We start from the raw sequence: 16,238 nt of genomic DNA, 5'->3' as shown, positions 1-16,238 counted from the left end.
TCGATTATAAATGGTAAATAAAAAATGGGGTTTATTGATTTTGACCACATTCGTAATCGGGAATATGGTCGGCGGCGGAATTTTCATGCTCCCTGCTCAATTAGCACAAGTATCCAGCCCATTAGGGGCCACATTGGCGTGGGTGGTTACTGGACTGGGAGTTTTTCTAATAGCTCTGGTGTTTGGTAACTTGGCAGTCCGGAAACCGGATTTGAAGGCTGGACCTCAAAGTTATGCTCAAGCATTATTTAAATCTCCGGCTAAAGGAAGGGTTTCAGGATATAGCATGGCTTGGGGTTATTGGGCTGCAAATTGGGCTGCGACAGCTTCTGTCATCATTTCATTTGCTGGTTACCTATCAACATTTTTCCCGGTCATGCATAGTACCAAAGTGATTTATACTGCTGGTTCATTTGATCTCGAAGTTGGTAAAGCACTAACATTTGCGGTATGCTCCATTGCACTTTGGGGGATCCAGGCAATCTTGGTAAGAAATTTTAACAGTGCTGGAAAACTGAATCTTTTTGCTACGGTTACCAAAGTGCTTGGATTCTTATTTTTCATCATTATCACGATATTCATCTTCGATTCTTCCAATCTGGGGAACGGTGCTGAATTTTATGATAAAGCAGGTTCAGCCATCTCTTTAGGTGCTCAAGTGAATGCTGCTGCAATTTCAACATTATGGGCCTTCATCGGTATTGAAGCTGCCGTCATGCTTTCAAACCGTGCTAAGTCACAAAATGATGTAAAGAAAGCGACGATTCTTGGTTTACTTATCGCTGTTTCCATTTATATCGGCATTACCTTATTGACGATGGGTGCCATATCTCAAGATGATTTGAAAATATCCCAAAAGCCACTTGTTGACGCACTACAAGCTATAGTTGGTTCAAGCGGCACGTATTTAATGGCCGCTCTTGCCGTCATTTCCTTATTGGGATCAACAATCGGATGGATTGTCGTTGCATCTGAAGTTCCTTACCAGGCAGCGAAATCAGATCTGTTTCCGGCCTACTTTGCAAAGGCAAACAAAAATGGAACACCCGTCCGTTCTATGACAATAACAAATATCATGACACAGATATTCTTATTCTCCACTATTTCGGGAACGATCCTGGAAGCTTATAAATTCTCAATGATTGTCGCAACACTCGCTTACTTGATTCCTTATCTTGCATCAGTTCTGTACCAGTTAAAGTTAGTCATGACTGGTGAAACATATGACATCATGAAAGGCTCAAGGGTACGTGATGGCATCATCACCATCCTAGCGTTAGTCTACTCGATCTGGGTCATCAAGACCGGTACAGCCGATATGAATACATTCATACTTGGCATTGCCTTATATGTATTTGGAATCGTTCTATACCCACTCTGGATGAGAAAGAAAGCATAAACTTAAACACCTTGGCATTCAAAAGTGCCAAGGTGTTTTATTTATACCTCTTTCATTATCAGTCTAGTCTTCAGCAGAACCGTTTCCCCTGAGCTTAGCTCCCGCAATCCAGTCAAATCCGCCGATAAATCCAGATTAGGAGCATTCGTTACCCATGTATATGGTTCCGGACAGACGAACCCCTCCTGATTGAACAATACCCAAAACTTAAAACGTTGATCGCCTTGATAAATGACTTGTATGCCAGCATCTTGATCAGTGAGAACACACTCGTTTTCCAGAGCACTTTCCTCATCATAGCCATAAAGATCATCAAACCGCCGACCTTCCAAGCTAAATCCATTTTGGATTTCCAACGTATTGGCCGTTTCATAAATTTCACCAGTGGGCAATGACCTTTCATTCAACTCCCATTGTTTATTGACGGGAAGTGATATTCTGCAATCCTCCATTTTGCTCCCTGGTCCAAATGGAAAATTGAATACAGTGTGATAACCTGCTCCCCACGGAAAGGGTTCAATGCCCTTGTTGGTGATTTCCAATTGGATATCCAATGTATCATCCATTAAAGACAAAGACATATTCACAGTGATATCTTGTGGGAAGCTACCTTTTAGATTAGTAAAATCACTGCTTGAAAATTCAGTATTAATGACGATTTCGTTCCCGTTCACTTCCTTTTTGCAGACTCGCCACGGCTTGTCATGCAAAAGACCATGAATATGATTGAATTTTCCCATTTCATTGATTGGAAACTTATACGTATTCTCCTTATATGTAAATTGACCATCTTCAATTCGATTGGGAGGAAACAAGATTGGCATACCGTATAAAATCGGGTCCTTTTTATACTCTTCCAAACTATCCGGAGTTCGCAGCACCTCAATATCCTTTCGCTTGTACTTCAACGAAAGCAGATTGCTGCCTAAAGATGGTGCAAGCATCGCTTCCACATTTGCATTGCCGAACTTTATGGCCTTTTCATTTAAAAAAATGATATCCTCTATATACCCTGTCACTTATTCTCCCCCTTTGGCTTGAACATATATCCATCCTACTTCCAATGACCACTTTTTGCAACAAATGGAAAATATATTTCATTCTTAATATTTCCCTGTTTGAATTAAGTGTTGGTAATCTAGGATTTTGCTTAGTTTGCTTTACTATTTTTCTGTTTCTCTTTTATACTTTTTACTGTGCACTGCTCGACTACCGTTACTTTACTAGGTACCTTATTAAATAAAAAAGGATGCCTTTTACGGCATCCTTTATCATATTATCGATTACTTTCACTTACTAATGCCACTATGCCCTCTTCATCATCCAAAACAAGTTCAATACCTGAATATGGATCAATATTCAAATATTCATCGAGCCATGAGCGAAGCGCTTCTATCAAGTTGATGGTAATTAACACTTGTTTCCGGCCATCTACAAACGTTTCAGCCGAAAAGCCATAATCATCATCATACATTAACTCCACTTCTACCTCATTAGGTTCTACCTGCTTTTTACGGGCAATGTAAACACAAACCGCATTGATGATATCTTGTTCGGAAATCTTTAGCCTCTCCATGGGTTTGGATCCTCTTTCTTCTTCTTATCTTTGAAGTATGTGAATATTTTACGGATTACAACGATTAATGCAACTACCGCTAACACGTTGATCATTAGTCCAAGTATAGAACCAAGGGCTCCCATATTGGCGAATAGGCCACCAAAAAGTAAACCTGCTAGTCCACCTAGCATAATTCCTTTCATTAAGCCGCCTTTAGAGAATGATTTCCCACTTTTTGTATCAGTCTTTGCTTTATTAGTGGTAGTGACATCGGATTTCTTCGTTTCTTTGTTTTGGAAAATCGATTTATTATTGTTGTTGCTATTAAAGCTTCTTTTCCCAGACTTGTAACCCCTTGCATCGACTGACTCCGAATGATCCTTGAAAACATAAGTGCCGACTGGCGAGAATGCTAGTGTAATTGTAAGTAATGCTGCCATAAATTTTTTCATCATTTTTTTTTGCCTCCGTTTAATAGTATAGAATGTCGTTTCATTATATGTCTTCCCAGATTTACTGAAAGTCCACATCACCTATCCCTTGTTTTATCTTATAGTATTTACGTTTAATATCAAAATAAGTTTCACTTTTCTGGATATTTTTTAAAAGAAATAAAAAAAAAAGCAGGAGCGTTTACTCCCCTGCTTATTAATGAACTATTAATTTACACGAACGACACGGCCATTGAATACCCCTGCCCAATATCCACTATCCATATTGGCGATAGCAACACCTGTTGAACTTTGAGAACCGATAAACTTGCCGCCGCCGACATAAATACCGACATGCCCATCAGTTTTATAGGTATTGAAAAATACTAGATCTCCAGGTTGCATTTGGCTTTTAGATACTTGACGTCCTGCGCTTTTCAATGCATCCGTACTTGGTGGAAGGTTCACACCAGCCTGTCTATAAGCCCATGCAACGAACGCTGAACAATCGAATCGGCCGTTAGCAATATCGGAAGCCGTTCTTCCGCCACCAAATTTATATGTGGAGTTACCGATATATTTATAGCCTGCTGTAATTGCAGAGCCAGTATTTGCACTGCTTGGCTTACTTGATGTTTCAGTTATACTCGCTGCAGGCTTATCTGCAGAACTGTTATTAGATGAATTGGAAGATGATGATTCACCTTTAGATTTAGACGAACCTGATGCAGATGCTTCACCTTTAGGCGAACTTGATGATTCTTCGCTAGAAGAATTTGAAGAACTCACTTCTTTAGCAGCACGGTCAAGTTCTGCTTTCTCTGATGCTTTACGTTCTTCCTCTTTTTTGATATCTTCACGAATGGATGCTATTTGCGCTTCCAAACCTGCATCTTTATTCTCTAAAGATTGTTTAAGGGCAGCTGTTTCCGATTCCTTCTTTTCACTCTTTGCCTTCATCTTCACAGTTTCTGCTTTTTGATCTGCAATTTGGGATTGCATGCCTTTAAGCTCCACTTCCATATCCTTCAGGCTCTGCAATTTTTTCTCAACAGTCGCTTGTTTTTTTTCTAAGTCAGCTTTATCCGCTTCCTGCTCCTTAAGAATCTGTTGGTCAGCTTCCACAATGGTAGCTACCGCTCCAACACGATTAACGAATTCACCAAAGCTTTTAGAACCTAAAACAACTTCTAGGTAGTCAACGTCTCCACCGCTCTCTTGGAATGAAAGGGCACGCTCTTTCAAGACTTCCTCACGTTTTGCGATTCTTTCTTCCAAAGCTTTAATTTCCTTCTTTAAAGAATCTATGTCTTTTTCGGTGTCATTAACTTCTTGTTTAGTGTCTTTAATTTTTTGGTCATTTTCTTTCATTGCCGTTTCTATCTGGGCAATTTGGGAATTCATTTTCGATTGTTCATTTTTCAATTCCTTAATAACCTGTTCTGCCTCTGAAATATCTGATTGTACTCCTGTGCGTTGCGATTGAATATCCGAGATAGATTCAGCTTTAACCGACGGGATGGCAAAAGCGCTTCCTAATCCTAGCATAATTGTCGTGTTCAAAACGATAAGTTTTTTCTTCAAACTCATTTCCCCTGCTTTCCTCCCCTTGCATTTCCATCGACCCACATCTTTTTCTCTATGAAAAATAATTAGTCAAAATAAATTGCTGGGAACTCTTCTCTATTTTTTTTACTCATTATGTAATCCTCTAAGGTTGTAATACTATTGAATACATTGCTGAAACTCTTCTATGTTTTTACCTAAGTCGTAGTATATCATCAGATTTTGTCAAATACGTAATAACAATGTTACATTTACATTTCATTTTTAACATAATATATAAAAATTCGACTTTTTCCTGTGATAAACCAACCAATATTTTACATAAATATTTTCATTTTTTGATGCAAGACTTTCTATCTAGTGTTTAGAACCAAGGGACCATAGACTATTGGCGGTAAAAACTCACCAAAATCCAAACCGCATATCAGCTCTGTAGCTGATGGCAGCTTATAACCTTTCATATAGGGAAGTCACTAATATCCTCATTAAAAACTAAAAAACCGCTCTCAGCGGTTTTTTCGTCAATTTTCGACCCACGCTAAATTCCAGCCATATAGTCGACAAAGACTTTCAATTCTTTTGGTCGGACAAACACCCTTTCACCTTTCCTTATTTCCAGATTCATATAATGCTCTTTTGTCAGTTCGATTTCTAGCGGTTCGTTTGTATCCTGGCGAATCACTTCTATCCGGACAATGGGGCCAATTGTATGAATGTGATCAATAATGGATGCAATCGAATCCTTTCCTGATGATTCTCTTTCTATTATAAAGTTATGAGCCCTTACATAACCCGTACTCACTCCATCTTCACTGTCCGGAGCATTCATTTCCACATTCCCAGTTACCAATTTCCCTTGGTGAACGTTGCCCTTAAAAAGATTGACACTGCCGAGAAAATCATAAACAAATGGATTTTTCGGATGATCATACACTTCTTCCGGAGTTCCAATCTGTTCAATTTTCCCTTCATTCATGATAACGACCCGATCAGCAACATCCATCGCCTCTTCTTGATCATGCGTCACGAACACACTCGTAACATTGAATTCATCATGAAGCCTTCTTAGCCAACGCCGAAGTTCTTTTCGAACTTTAGCATCCAATGCCCCGAATGGTTCATCAAGCAAAAGAATATTCGGTTCAACCGCAAGCGCCCTTGCCAATGCTACACGCTGGCGCTGCCCCCCTGATAATTGGGATGGGTAACGATCTTTATAGCCTTCCAGCTTGACGAGCTGAAGCAATTCGGTAACCTTTTGCTCAATCACTTTTTTACTGGGCCTTATTTTTCTAGGGCGGACCTTTAATCCATAGGCAATATTATCAAAAATGGTCATATTACGAAAAAGGGCATAATGCTGAAAGACAAAACCTACATTCCGATCTTTTACATGCTTATGCGTGTAATTCTCTTCATTGAAGAGGATCTTTCCGTTCTCTGCCTGTTCAAGACCCGCGATGATACGCAGTAATGACGTTTTTCCAGATCCGGAAGGGCCAAGAAGGGCTACGAGTTCCCCGCTCTTTATTTCCAAATCGATGTTCTGGAGTGCTTGATAGGACCCGTAATATTTTGTAACATTTTCAATGATGATACTCATTTCCTTCCTCCTAACTCGCTTTGGTTGATTTAAAGTCGGTTTTCCATTCTATGAAACTTTTAATGACCAAGGTTATGATTGCAAAAATGGACATCAGGGATGCAACGGCAAAAGCGGCTGAAAATTGATATTCATTGTATAAGATTTCAATATGAAGCGGCATCGTATTTGTCATCCCCCGTATATGGCCCGATACGACCGATACGGCTCCAAACTCCCCGATTGTCCTTGCATTGCAAAGGATGACTCCATATAAAAGTCCCCATTTTATATTGGGAAGCGTCACATACCAAAATGTCTTAAACCCTCCCGCCCCCAGCGTGAGTGATGCCTCTTCTTCAGACGTCCCCTGACTTTGCATGAGCGGGATCAATTCACGCGCAATGAATGGGAAGGTAATGAAAATGGATGCGATGACAATCCCTGGTATTGAAAAGATCACTTTAATGTCAAAGGTTTGCAGCAATGGACCAAGTGTTCCATGTAGGCCGAACAGAAGGACAAATATCAACCCTGCAATGACGGGTGAAACGGAAAAAGGCAAATCAATCAACGTTATTAAGAAGTTTTTTCCCTTAAAATCATATTTTGTAATTGTCCACGCAGCCACTATCCCAAATATGGCATTAAGTGGCAAGGTGATGAGAACAACTATCAATGTTAATTTAATTGCAGCCAATGTATCAGGGTGTGCAATGGCCGCAAAATAAGCTTCAGCACCTTTTTCAAAGGCCTTTACAAAGATTGCGATTAATGGGACAACTAAAAACAAAGTCAGAAATAGCAATACAATGGAAATAAGGACCCACTGTATGGATTTAGGCTCTTTTGTTGTGTTTCTCGTTATAATGACTGGATCATTCGTATTTACAACCACTGAATTATCATGTTCCAACATGTCCCCCTCCTACTTCCCTGAATATCTTTTGCCAGTCCACCATTGTAAGATATTGATGGTGAACAAAATTATAAATGTAATAATGAGCATGACGGCTGCTACCGCTGTTGCACCTTCATAATCATACTGTTCAAGCTTTGTCATGATGATCAGCGGGGAAATCTCCGTTTTAAATGGCATATTTCCTGCAATGAAGACAACGGATCCATACTCTCCAAGTGCTCTCGCAAAAGAAAGTGCAAAACCCGTCAATATTGCTGGAATCAATTCCGGGAAGATAATTTTAATGAATGTCTGCATTCGATTCGCCCCTAGGGAAGCAGATGCTTCTTCCATCCCTTTTTCTATATTTTCAAGTACCGGCTGAACCATCCGCACCACGAATGGGAGGCCTATAAATATAAGGGCGATGATAATCCCGGTAGGGGTGAAAGCGATTTTAAAGTTGAAAAATTGCCCAATCCACCCGTTCGGTGAGTACAAAGTGGTCAAAGTAATCCCTGCCACAGCAGTCGGCAGGGCAAAAGGCAAATCCACCAGCCCATCGATGATCCGTTTGCCGGGAAACTCATAACGAGTAAGCACCCAGGCAATTAAAACGCCAAAAACTGCGTTCACGAAGGCCGCAGTTAACGCTGATAAAAAACTCAATTTATACGAAGCGACAACCCTTGGTTCAGTTATGGTCGCCCAAAAATCCTGAAATCCCATTGAAAATGTGTTTAGAAAAACCATGGATAATGGAATCAAAACGATGATGGATAGATACAGTAACGTAAAACCCATCGTCAAACCAAAACCGGGTATAGTCCTCTTTTTCTTCTGTTTACCTTCTGTCATTATATTCATCGCTTCGCCCCAGCTCTTCTTCTTATTATGAAGGAGAAGATGTGTCTATCCATCTTCTCCCCCTGCTTATTGCGGTTGATAAATTTCGTCAAATGTACCACCGTCATTGAAATGTGTTTCTTGGGCTTTTTTCCACCCGCCAAACGTATCATCAACGGTCACCATATCGATATTTGCAAATTGGTCTTCATATTTAGCGAGTATCTTCTCATCCCTTGGACGATAGAAGTTTTTCGCGGCAATTTCCTGACCGGCATCCGAATATAAGTATTCCAGGTAGGCTTCAGCCACTTCCTTTGTTCCTTTTTTCTCGGCCACCTTGTCAACAACAGCTACCGGTGGCTCTGCTAATATACTGATGGAGGGATTGACGATTTCATATTTGTCATCACCGAATTCTTCAAGTGTTAAATAGGCTTCATTCTCCCAAGCAATAAGTACGTCACCAATTCCCCTTTCTACAAAAGTGGTGGTTGCACCCCGTGCCCCTGAATCCAGAACCTCAACATTCTGATAAAGCTTTTTCATGAAATCCTTAACCTTTGTTTCGTCACTACCGAATTTCTTCTCTGCATATGCCCACGCAGCCAGATAATTCCACCTTGCCCCTCCGCTTGTCTTTGGATTTGGTGTAATGACGGATACATCCTTTTTGATTAGATCATCCCAATCTTTAATGCCTTTGGGGTTATCTTTTTTCACCAAAAATACAATGGTTGATGTGTAAGGTGTCGAGTTTTCCGGTAAACGTTTCTGCCAATCCTCCGCTAATAGGTTACTAGCTTCATAAATGGCATCAATATCATAGGCCAATGCCAATGTAACGACATCCGCTTCCAATCCATCAATAACGGCCCTGCCCTGTTTACCAGATCCGCCATGGGATTGTTGAATCGATACATCCTGACCCGATTCTTCTTTCCAATGCTTCACAAACGCTTCATTGAATTCCTGGTACAATTCACGTGTCGGATCATATGACACATTCAATAGCTCGACTGGCTTTGATGTCCCGTCCCCTTCCGTTTTTTCCGAGTTGCATCCTGCGAGTACACCGAAAGCCAATATCAAACTTGTCAATATCATCAATTTTTTCATGAACTTCCTCCTGTTTTTCACTTTTTGCAACAAAAAAGGCATACTATTCCCTTCTTAATTTTATTCAAGGAGATAGTATGCCTTCAGTTCTCTGATCAGCGAATATTCTGATTTTATGTATCATTACCATAAAACAAAGTATACCAAGTTGTCAACTGTGTTTTTGTTTTTACCTGTCCTTTATTTAAACTTATTCACGTATATAAGGTTAATGCATTTTCCAAACGAAAGGAGCTCGATCCAACGGAGAGATCGAGCCCATTCATCCCCAGCTAACACTTAAGGATTTGATTCTTTTTGATATAGCTTATTGTCCACAATATACTGATAACACTGATCAGGCAGTAAATATCTTGGCTCCCCTCCCATCGCAAGTTCATCCCTTATATATGTAGAACTGATTTCCATTGAAAGGCCTTTATCTATTAGGTGGAATGTATTGCCATCATCATAATTCCTAAGCAACGGACTTTTCGATATGATTTTTAACATATCGATCCCATCCCGTGCCATGACGATGAATTTATGATTGGCAATCAATTTTTCCCTGAATTTCCATCGTAAGTGTACCGGTAACTCCTGATTGTCAATATCCTCAAGTAAATCTGCACCCATAATGAAATAAACTTCATCCTTTGGATATCGTGATTTAAAATATTCCATCGTATACCAAGTATATTGTTTACTCATTCCAGCGCGTTCATTAATTTCATAATCACTAACTTCGAATAACGGGTTGCCCCCTATTGCCAGCCCAAGCATCTCCCAACGGTGTTCATTGCTCGTTTTCATCTGTTTATCGATACGTCCATTTGCACAAGGCAAAAAAATCACCTTGTCTAGCTTAGCACGATGCGCAATGGTGGATGCTGTCCATAAATGCACATTGGTGACTGGATCGAAGGAAGATCCATAAACTCCAATTTTGCCCATTCCCATATCCCCCTTATCAGCCTATCTTTTTCTCCACGGCCTTGACCGGACTGCCATCCTCTCTTTCTATTGCAAGCGGCAAAGCAGCCAAATCGTACAACCCAGACTCCACCTCGTCAAGAACAAGCCCTTCCAGGATAGGAATCCCTCAGCCTAAAAAAAAGGGGTCAGGTTGCTTTGGCTGGATTTACTTCAACCGGTGGAATCTATTCAGGAAAACGGCTAAGGTCATAGTATAAATCAAGATCAAGTTCGGTAATGTTTTTTCCCTATCCATCAAAATGAAAGGGAGCATCCAATATGGATTCCTAAATGGGTACTCATCCGAATTTCCCCTACGTTGACGGATGACCCTTCCGTTAATGAATTCAACCAAAATGAATATTGCGTTTCTCCAGGCCAATATCGCGAACTTTCATTAAGGTGCTGGAAATATCTAACCATTGACTCATGCATATTCCCCTCCAGTCAAATCTTACAGCTTGGTCCTTAATGTCAAAAGCTCAGGAAAAAATGGCTGTTCGACCACTTTCTTCAGATAACTTACACCGGATGATCCGCCCGTTCCCGTCTTATTACCGATGATACGCTCTACAGTGCTCATATGATTGAATCTCCAGAATTGTTGCTGACTTCCAATATCAACGAGTTTTTCGGCCAACTCATACAAATCCCAATATTTATGCACGTCACGGTAAACTGTCAGCCAGGCGCTTTCAACACTGGCATTTTCCCGATAGGTTTCAGGCCAATCCCTGTTCAAGACCGATTCATCAACAGGAAGCCCTCTTGCAGCCAATGCCCCTATAGCCGCATCATAAATACTAGGTTTATTCAAAGTTGCTTTCATCGACTCATAAAGCTCAGGCTGATGACGGAAAACGGCCAATATTTGCGGATTCTTTTGACCCATCGCAAATTCTATCAACCTGTTCTGAAATGATTGAAACCCTGAAGAGTTTCCTAGTTTCTCCCGGAACTCCATATAATCAGATGGCGTTAAGGTCGAAAGCACATTCCAGGATTGAATAAGTTGCTGTTGGATCCTAGCCACTCTGGATAGCATCTTAAAGGATGGCTCCAAACGTCCTGCCTCAATATGGTCCTTTGCTGCAGTCAATTCATGGAGGATCAATTTCATCCATAATTCACTTGTTTGGTGAATAACGATGAACAACATTTCATCGTGATGACCGGAAAGCCGATGCTGACTTGATAATATTTGATTTAATTGCAGGTAGTCCCCATAGGACATATCCTTATCAAAATCAGTTACCATACCTTCTTCCAAACCATCTTTATCCATTGGTCCCTTATCCATACCATCCCTCTTTCCCTTTACCTTCTTTTGATTTTCGACATTAATAAATAGACGATGCAAAGAAAGACCAGCCAAGGTACACCGAACTGGAGAACGATTTTAAACGGGCCAGTGAACCAAGTAGATACCGTCAAAGCAAACAAAAGTAATGCACCAAGAATCGTTAAATACGGAAAGCCATACATTTTAACCGGTAATTTACGCCCCCCTGATTTCTCCCACCTCTTTCTGAAAAATAAATGGGAGATGAACACCATGAACCAGGTTAAAATGGCACCGAACATCGATACCCCCATCATGAATGCATATGAAGTATCCGGGAGAAGAACCTTTACTCCTGCAGCAAGAAATATGCCCAAAGTGGATATGAGAAGGGCCCTTATCGGGACTCCTTTCCGGCTTACTTTTTGAAATAGGGCTGGAGCCTGCTTTTGCTCGGATAATGAAAATATCATTCTGGTGGAGGCATATAATTGACTATTCATTGCAGATAAAGCCGCCGTTAAAATAATGAAATTCATTATCCCCGATGCTCCAGGAATATTCAGGATTTCCATCACCCTAACAAATGGGCTTTTATCAATACCAGCGGATTGCCAGGGTACAATTAGTAACATGAGCCCGATTGTCAGTACATAAAAAGTGGTAAGCCTTAAGACAGTTGCCTTCAAAGCTTTAGGGACGGCAATATCAGGGTCCTTTGCTTCTCCCGCCGTAACCGCAATCAACTCCGTTCCTAAGAAGCTGAAGAGAGAAATAAATATAGCGACCCAAAGCCCCCAAAACCCAAAAGGCATAAAACCTCCATCATTGGCATAGTTCTCTACACCGATCCCGCTTGAAGGTTCGGCGCCAATCACCACGTAGGCGCCCAGTAGAATGAAAATGACAATGGCGCTAATTTTGATCATTGAAAAAATATACTCAAAGTTCCCGAATGTATTGACACTCGTTGCATTTACATAGATGAGCAAGGCAGCAAAAAGGAAAATCCAAATGCTTCCTGGTACATCCGGGAACCAATATTTCATATAAACAGCGATGGCACTCACTTCGACACCAATGGCCAGGACATTCGCTATCCAATATGAATACCTCACAACAAAACCCGCAAATGGACTTATATATTTTTCAGCAATGGTTCCAAACGATCCCGATGTTGGATAAGCTACAGTCATTTCCGCCAAACAGCCCATCAATAGAAGGACAATGAATGCACCTATTGCATAGCTGATCAGTACACTTGGACCTGCCGTCGAAATCGCAAGGCCACTTCCCAAAAATAATCCGGTGCCTATTGCACATCCCATGGCAATCATTGTGATTTGATTCGATGATAATTCACGTTGCAGTTTACTTTTCTCCATATGGTGCTCCATTCTAGGCAATGATTCCCCTTTTATTTTCATAGTTTTCATATAACCTGCCATCCATGATCTTTTTAAGGACCTGTACCGTTTCATAAGCTTCCTGAAAAGAGGTATAAAGAGTAACAGGTGCTAGACGAATCATATTCGGTTCACGATAATCGGGTATGATAGCGTCTTGTTTCAATGTTTTACATATTCTTGCGACCTTCTTGATGTTCAAGGATGATATGACCTCCCCTTTTTGATTCATCTCTTGGGCTGCCAATTTCAAATCCGTATCCCGATAATTCCGAATCGATTAAATCCATAAGATATTGAGTCAACCTCAAAGATTTTTTCCGGACTTGTTTTATTCCTACTTCCGTAATCATTTCTAGCGAGCCCAAAAGGCCTATGCTTAATATATGGGGGGGCACTTCCCACTTGTCAAACCGATGCGGAATGGCACCCACGGAATGACAGGCATGAATCCAATCTCGATTATACGCGCATGGGCTTCCTTTGTTAACCTCTGACCGCTACGATATAAGATCGTCGAAAGTACAATGAACGCTTTTCCTCGTTCATCTCTGCAGATCTACCCTTTCCCAGTGATATCTATGCACTACAAAGCCGCTTCAATTACATGGACTGAATCCTTCGACACATTTAGCCCAGGTGAAAAGCCGGGGTGGTAAATTCCATGAAGAAGATGAAATCATTCCGCCAAAATCTTATTCCTGCCAGCTCTTGGTTCAAAAAAGGTGGCCGCAAGCTGATGCAGATTAGCTGTAGTTAACACTGCCATTATCACTTCATCACATGCAGCCCCTAGCAATTGGGCGCTCAATTCACCCAATCTCTCAAAAAAGTAAATCCAGGGCTCGGCACCGTCCGTCCACCCATCGATTCCATGCTTTTTCCAATCCACCAATGACTTCATTAAACTTTTCTAAAGCCCGCTTCGATAAAAGGGCCAATGACTTCGTTGACATATTTATTGATGCCCATGTTCTCCTCGCTTTCTTCCGATCCACTACATTTCACTTGTAAATCCCTACTCCTTCCCATGCCAACCTTATCATTCTGTTAGGATCTTTTTCAATATAATCCTTTTTATCAAAAATCATTGTGTAGTGATTGGTTTCATCATATTTTGGCCATACTTCACCTTCCGGGGGATTTGGGTTTCCACGCTTAGCAAAGTTGACCCAATGGCCCTGGATTCTATTGGATACCTTTAAAGCCGCTGGCCTGGAACCATATGAAGTAATCTGTTTGCCCAATGACGAGTCAAAAGTCTGGAAGGCAAAAGGAATTTCCATACCATGTGTCGCCCCTAATTTACTTATGCGCATTGCCGCCGTTTTATAATCAAAACGGTACATCCATGTTTTTTCAAAGCGACTGTATGCCTCCGCATACCAAACCGAGGGAATATGGAAAGTCGCATCACGGCCAATGCCTAGCAAAGCCTCCTTTTCCGGGTAGTTCAAATAAGCATTCGTAATTCGCTCTTTTGCCTCAGGATCAGTATTTTCGAACATTTTATGAATCATCTCTGGATTAGTCGGGATTAACGGGTGATCCATCTGGTCGAATAATGTAGCTTCGTCCCTATTTGTTCCTATAAGCAAGGGTATTCCCTTTGCTTTTGCTGATCGAATCGAATCTAGTGGATAATCAGGCAGGAAGTCACCATCCACGACAGGTCCAAATGATAGGGAACCCGGCAAGGCTTGTGAGTTCTGCCGTAAGAGTTGGTAGGACGCCGCGACAATTTCTTGAACTGGAAGTGTTTTTAATCGATGGATTTCTTTCATTCCAATGCCCAAGATTTCAAGAAACCTTTCACTGAATTGGCGTGCAAATCCTTTTCCGTAAACAGATGTCGGAGCGGGACTTTCTGCAATAGCCTGTTTAAAAAGACCCCTTGCAGAAGGGACAGTAAGTAAGGTCGTTACGGCATTCCCTCCCGCTGATTCTCCAAATATCGTAACATTTTCAGGGTCGCCGCCAAAGGCTTCTATATTCTCTTTAACCCATTTCAGAGACGCCACTTGATCACGTAAACCTAAATTGGTTTCGAATATTTCACCATCAACTGATAACTCGGTAAAATCCAAATAACCCAGTGCACCCAGCCTATAGTTTATGCTTACAACGACTACGTCTCCATTCTTAGCCAATAAATGTCCATTGTACATATCAAGAGATCCGGCTCCCGTTAGATATGCTCCACCAGGGATCCACACCATTACCGGACGTTTTTTATGATCAGCTCTAGGTGACCAAATATTCAGGAACAAGCAATCCTCATCCATTTTTTCATTTCCTGCCATTCCTGTTCTTACATCCCGATCCATCAGCTGTGGGGGAATGGGACCAAAATCCACTGCATCCATGACACCGCTCCAATTCTCAACGGGCTCCGGTGAGCGGAAACGCAGAGAATCAACCGGCGCTTTCGCATACCTGACTCCACGCCACACGCAAATATCGTTTTCCAAAGTGCCTTGAAGATGACCTTTAGCCGTCGTTACTATTGATCCAATCATTCACTCTCACCTCTTCATATAGTCGTAGATACTTATGTTCTTCTTTTTCCATTCCCCAGTATCCTTCATCTTTATCGAAAAAAGATTATTTGGCCATTCCAACAAAGTACCACTATCTTATATAAAAGTTAAAGTCATGCCTAGGATTTGAAAACGTTATTGAGGATATTAACCCATGTAAATAAAAGGACAAAAAAAGACCCAATCAGGTCTTATTTTGGCAAAATCTTAAGAGAACATGGCAATGATGCTCAATAAAGAGCTACCCCGAACGGAAAGCTGTTTTGCAGCATATGTTAACTGCCGTTCATCGAGCTGTTCCAGTAAAGGCTTTAATTCAAGCAATTCGTTCTCCAGTCCTTTAAGGTCTGTAGATATCTTGTCCACCATCAAGAGCACTTGCTCAGAATCAACAGTGGATTCAGACCAAACAAGTAACCGTTCCTTGATTTCAGTCAACGGCATATTCTGTTCTTTATACCGATTAATCATTTGAAGACGATTTAGAGCATCTTCTGTATAATATCGATATCTTGACCCAGTTTTTTCATAGCTCAGCATTCCTAATTGTGTGTAATAGTCAATGGTTCTCCTCGAAACATTCGCAAGTTCAGCAAGCTGGCCAATCCGATATACATTCACCCAGATAGTCACCTTCTTTTAAAATCTACTGTT

The 16,238-nt window shown here is 41.0% G+C and carries 15 protein-coding genes and 1 pseudogene; 1 reads left to right on the top strand and 15 read right to left on the bottom strand.

The window, feature by feature from the left end:
- Positions 1-10: 10 nt before the first annotated feature.
- Positions 11-1,399 carry an amino acid permease gene (locus tag ACFX4X_RS12955; protein ID WP_061462169.1) on the top strand — a complete coding sequence of 463 codons (1,389 nt, stop codon included), beginning with the start codon at positions 11-13 and terminating at the stop codon, positions 1,397-1,399.
- 41 nt (positions 1,400-1,440) lie between these two features.
- On the opposite strand, the gene ACFX4X_RS12950 is transcribed toward ACFX4X_RS12955, so the two are convergent.
- From ACFX4X_RS12950 to ACFX4X_RS12880, 15 genes and pseudogenes are all read right to left on the bottom strand, one after another.
- On the bottom strand, positions 1,441-2,418 hold the full coding sequence (locus ACFX4X_RS12950; protein ID WP_377383942.1) for an aldose 1-epimerase: 978 nt from the start codon (positions 2,416-2,418) through the stop codon (positions 1,441-1,443).
- Between the two features lie 257 nt (positions 2,419-2,675).
- A complete protein-coding gene (locus ACFX4X_RS12945; protein ID WP_089364719.1) occupies positions 2,676-2,975 on the bottom strand; it encodes a YxcD family protein in 300 nt (99 codons plus the stop codon).
- Positions 2,963-3,409 (bottom strand): hypothetical protein, encoded by a 447-nt coding sequence (locus tag ACFX4X_RS12940; protein ID WP_061466005.1) that lies wholly within the window; start codon positions 3,407-3,409, stop codon positions 2,963-2,965. Before ACFX4X_RS12940 ends, ACFX4X_RS12945 begins: the two co-directional genes overlap by 13 nt.
- 207 nt (positions 3,410-3,616) lie before the next feature.
- Complete coding sequence (locus tag ACFX4X_RS12935; protein WP_483878232.1) at positions 3,617-4,972, bottom strand: C40 family peptidase; 1,356 nt, start codon at positions 4,970-4,972, stop codon at positions 3,617-3,619.
- 520 nt (positions 4,973-5,492) lie between these two features.
- Complete coding sequence (locus tag ACFX4X_RS12930; protein WP_089364718.1) at positions 5,493-6,557, bottom strand: sulfate/molybdate ABC transporter ATP-binding protein; 1,065 nt, start codon at positions 6,555-6,557, stop codon at positions 5,493-5,495.
- A gap of 10 nt (positions 6,558-6,567) precedes the next feature.
- A complete protein-coding gene (gene cysW / locus ACFX4X_RS12925; protein WP_377383935.1) occupies positions 6,568-7,455 on the bottom strand; it encodes a sulfate ABC transporter permease subunit CysW in 888 nt (295 codons plus the stop codon).
- Between the two features lie 9 nt (positions 7,456-7,464).
- Positions 7,465-8,295 (bottom strand): sulfate ABC transporter permease subunit CysT, encoded by an 831-nt coding sequence (cysT, locus tag ACFX4X_RS12920; protein ID WP_375166307.1) that lies wholly within the window; start codon positions 8,293-8,295, stop codon positions 7,465-7,467.
- A gap of 75 nt (positions 8,296-8,370) precedes the next feature.
- Positions 8,371-9,402, bottom strand: a complete 1,032-nt coding sequence (locus tag ACFX4X_RS12915; RefSeq protein ID WP_176432051.1) for a sulfate ABC transporter substrate-binding protein — start codon at positions 9,400-9,402, stop codon at positions 8,371-8,373.
- Positions 9,403-9,681: 279 nt separating this feature from the next.
- On the bottom strand, positions 9,682-10,335 hold the full coding sequence (nadD, locus tag ACFX4X_RS12910) for a nicotinate (nicotinamide) nucleotide adenylyltransferase (RefSeq protein ID WP_284471414.1): 654 nt from the start codon (positions 10,333-10,335) through the stop codon (positions 9,682-9,684).
- A 475-nt stretch (positions 10,336-10,810) separates the two neighbouring features.
- Entirely contained in the window at positions 10,811-11,656 is an 846-nt protein-coding gene (gene kynA, locus ACFX4X_RS12905; protein ID WP_377383931.1) for a tryptophan 2,3-dioxygenase, read from the bottom strand.
- A 17-nt stretch (positions 11,657-11,673) separates the two neighbouring features.
- On the bottom strand, positions 11,674-13,035 hold the full coding sequence (locus ACFX4X_RS12900; RefSeq protein ID WP_089364712.1) for an amino acid permease: 1,362 nt from the start codon (positions 13,033-13,035) through the stop codon (positions 11,674-11,676).
- A gap of 1 nt (position 13,036) precedes the next feature.
- A pseudogene (locus ACFX4X_RS12895) lies at positions 13,037-13,334 on the bottom strand (kynureninase/PvdN C-terminal domain-containing protein).
- A 389-nt stretch (positions 13,335-13,723) separates the two neighbouring features.
- On the bottom strand, positions 13,724-13,948 hold the full coding sequence (locus tag ACFX4X_RS12890; protein ID WP_377383929.1) for a hypothetical protein: 225 nt from the start codon (positions 13,946-13,948) through the stop codon (positions 13,724-13,726).
- Between the two features lie 100 nt (positions 13,949-14,048).
- Positions 14,049-15,563 carry a carboxylesterase/lipase family protein gene (locus ACFX4X_RS12885; protein WP_377383927.1) on the bottom strand — a complete coding sequence of 505 codons (1,515 nt, stop codon included), beginning with the start codon at positions 15,561-15,563 and terminating at the stop codon, positions 14,049-14,051.
- A 228-nt stretch (positions 15,564-15,791) separates the two neighbouring features.
- Positions 15,792-16,205, bottom strand: a complete 414-nt coding sequence (locus ACFX4X_RS12880; protein ID WP_061462155.1) for a MerR family transcriptional regulator — start codon at positions 16,203-16,205, stop codon at positions 15,792-15,794.
- Positions 16,206-16,238: the final 33 nt, after the last annotated feature.

This window comes from Peribacillus sp. YIM B13481, assembly GCF_042787985.1.
Taxonomy (GTDB): domain Bacteria; phylum Bacillota; class Bacilli; order Bacillales; family DSM-1321; genus Peribacillus; species Peribacillus simplex_A.
The sequence above is the reverse complement of the archived record's forward strand: the minus strand, read 5'-3'. Positions and strand labels throughout refer to the sequence as shown.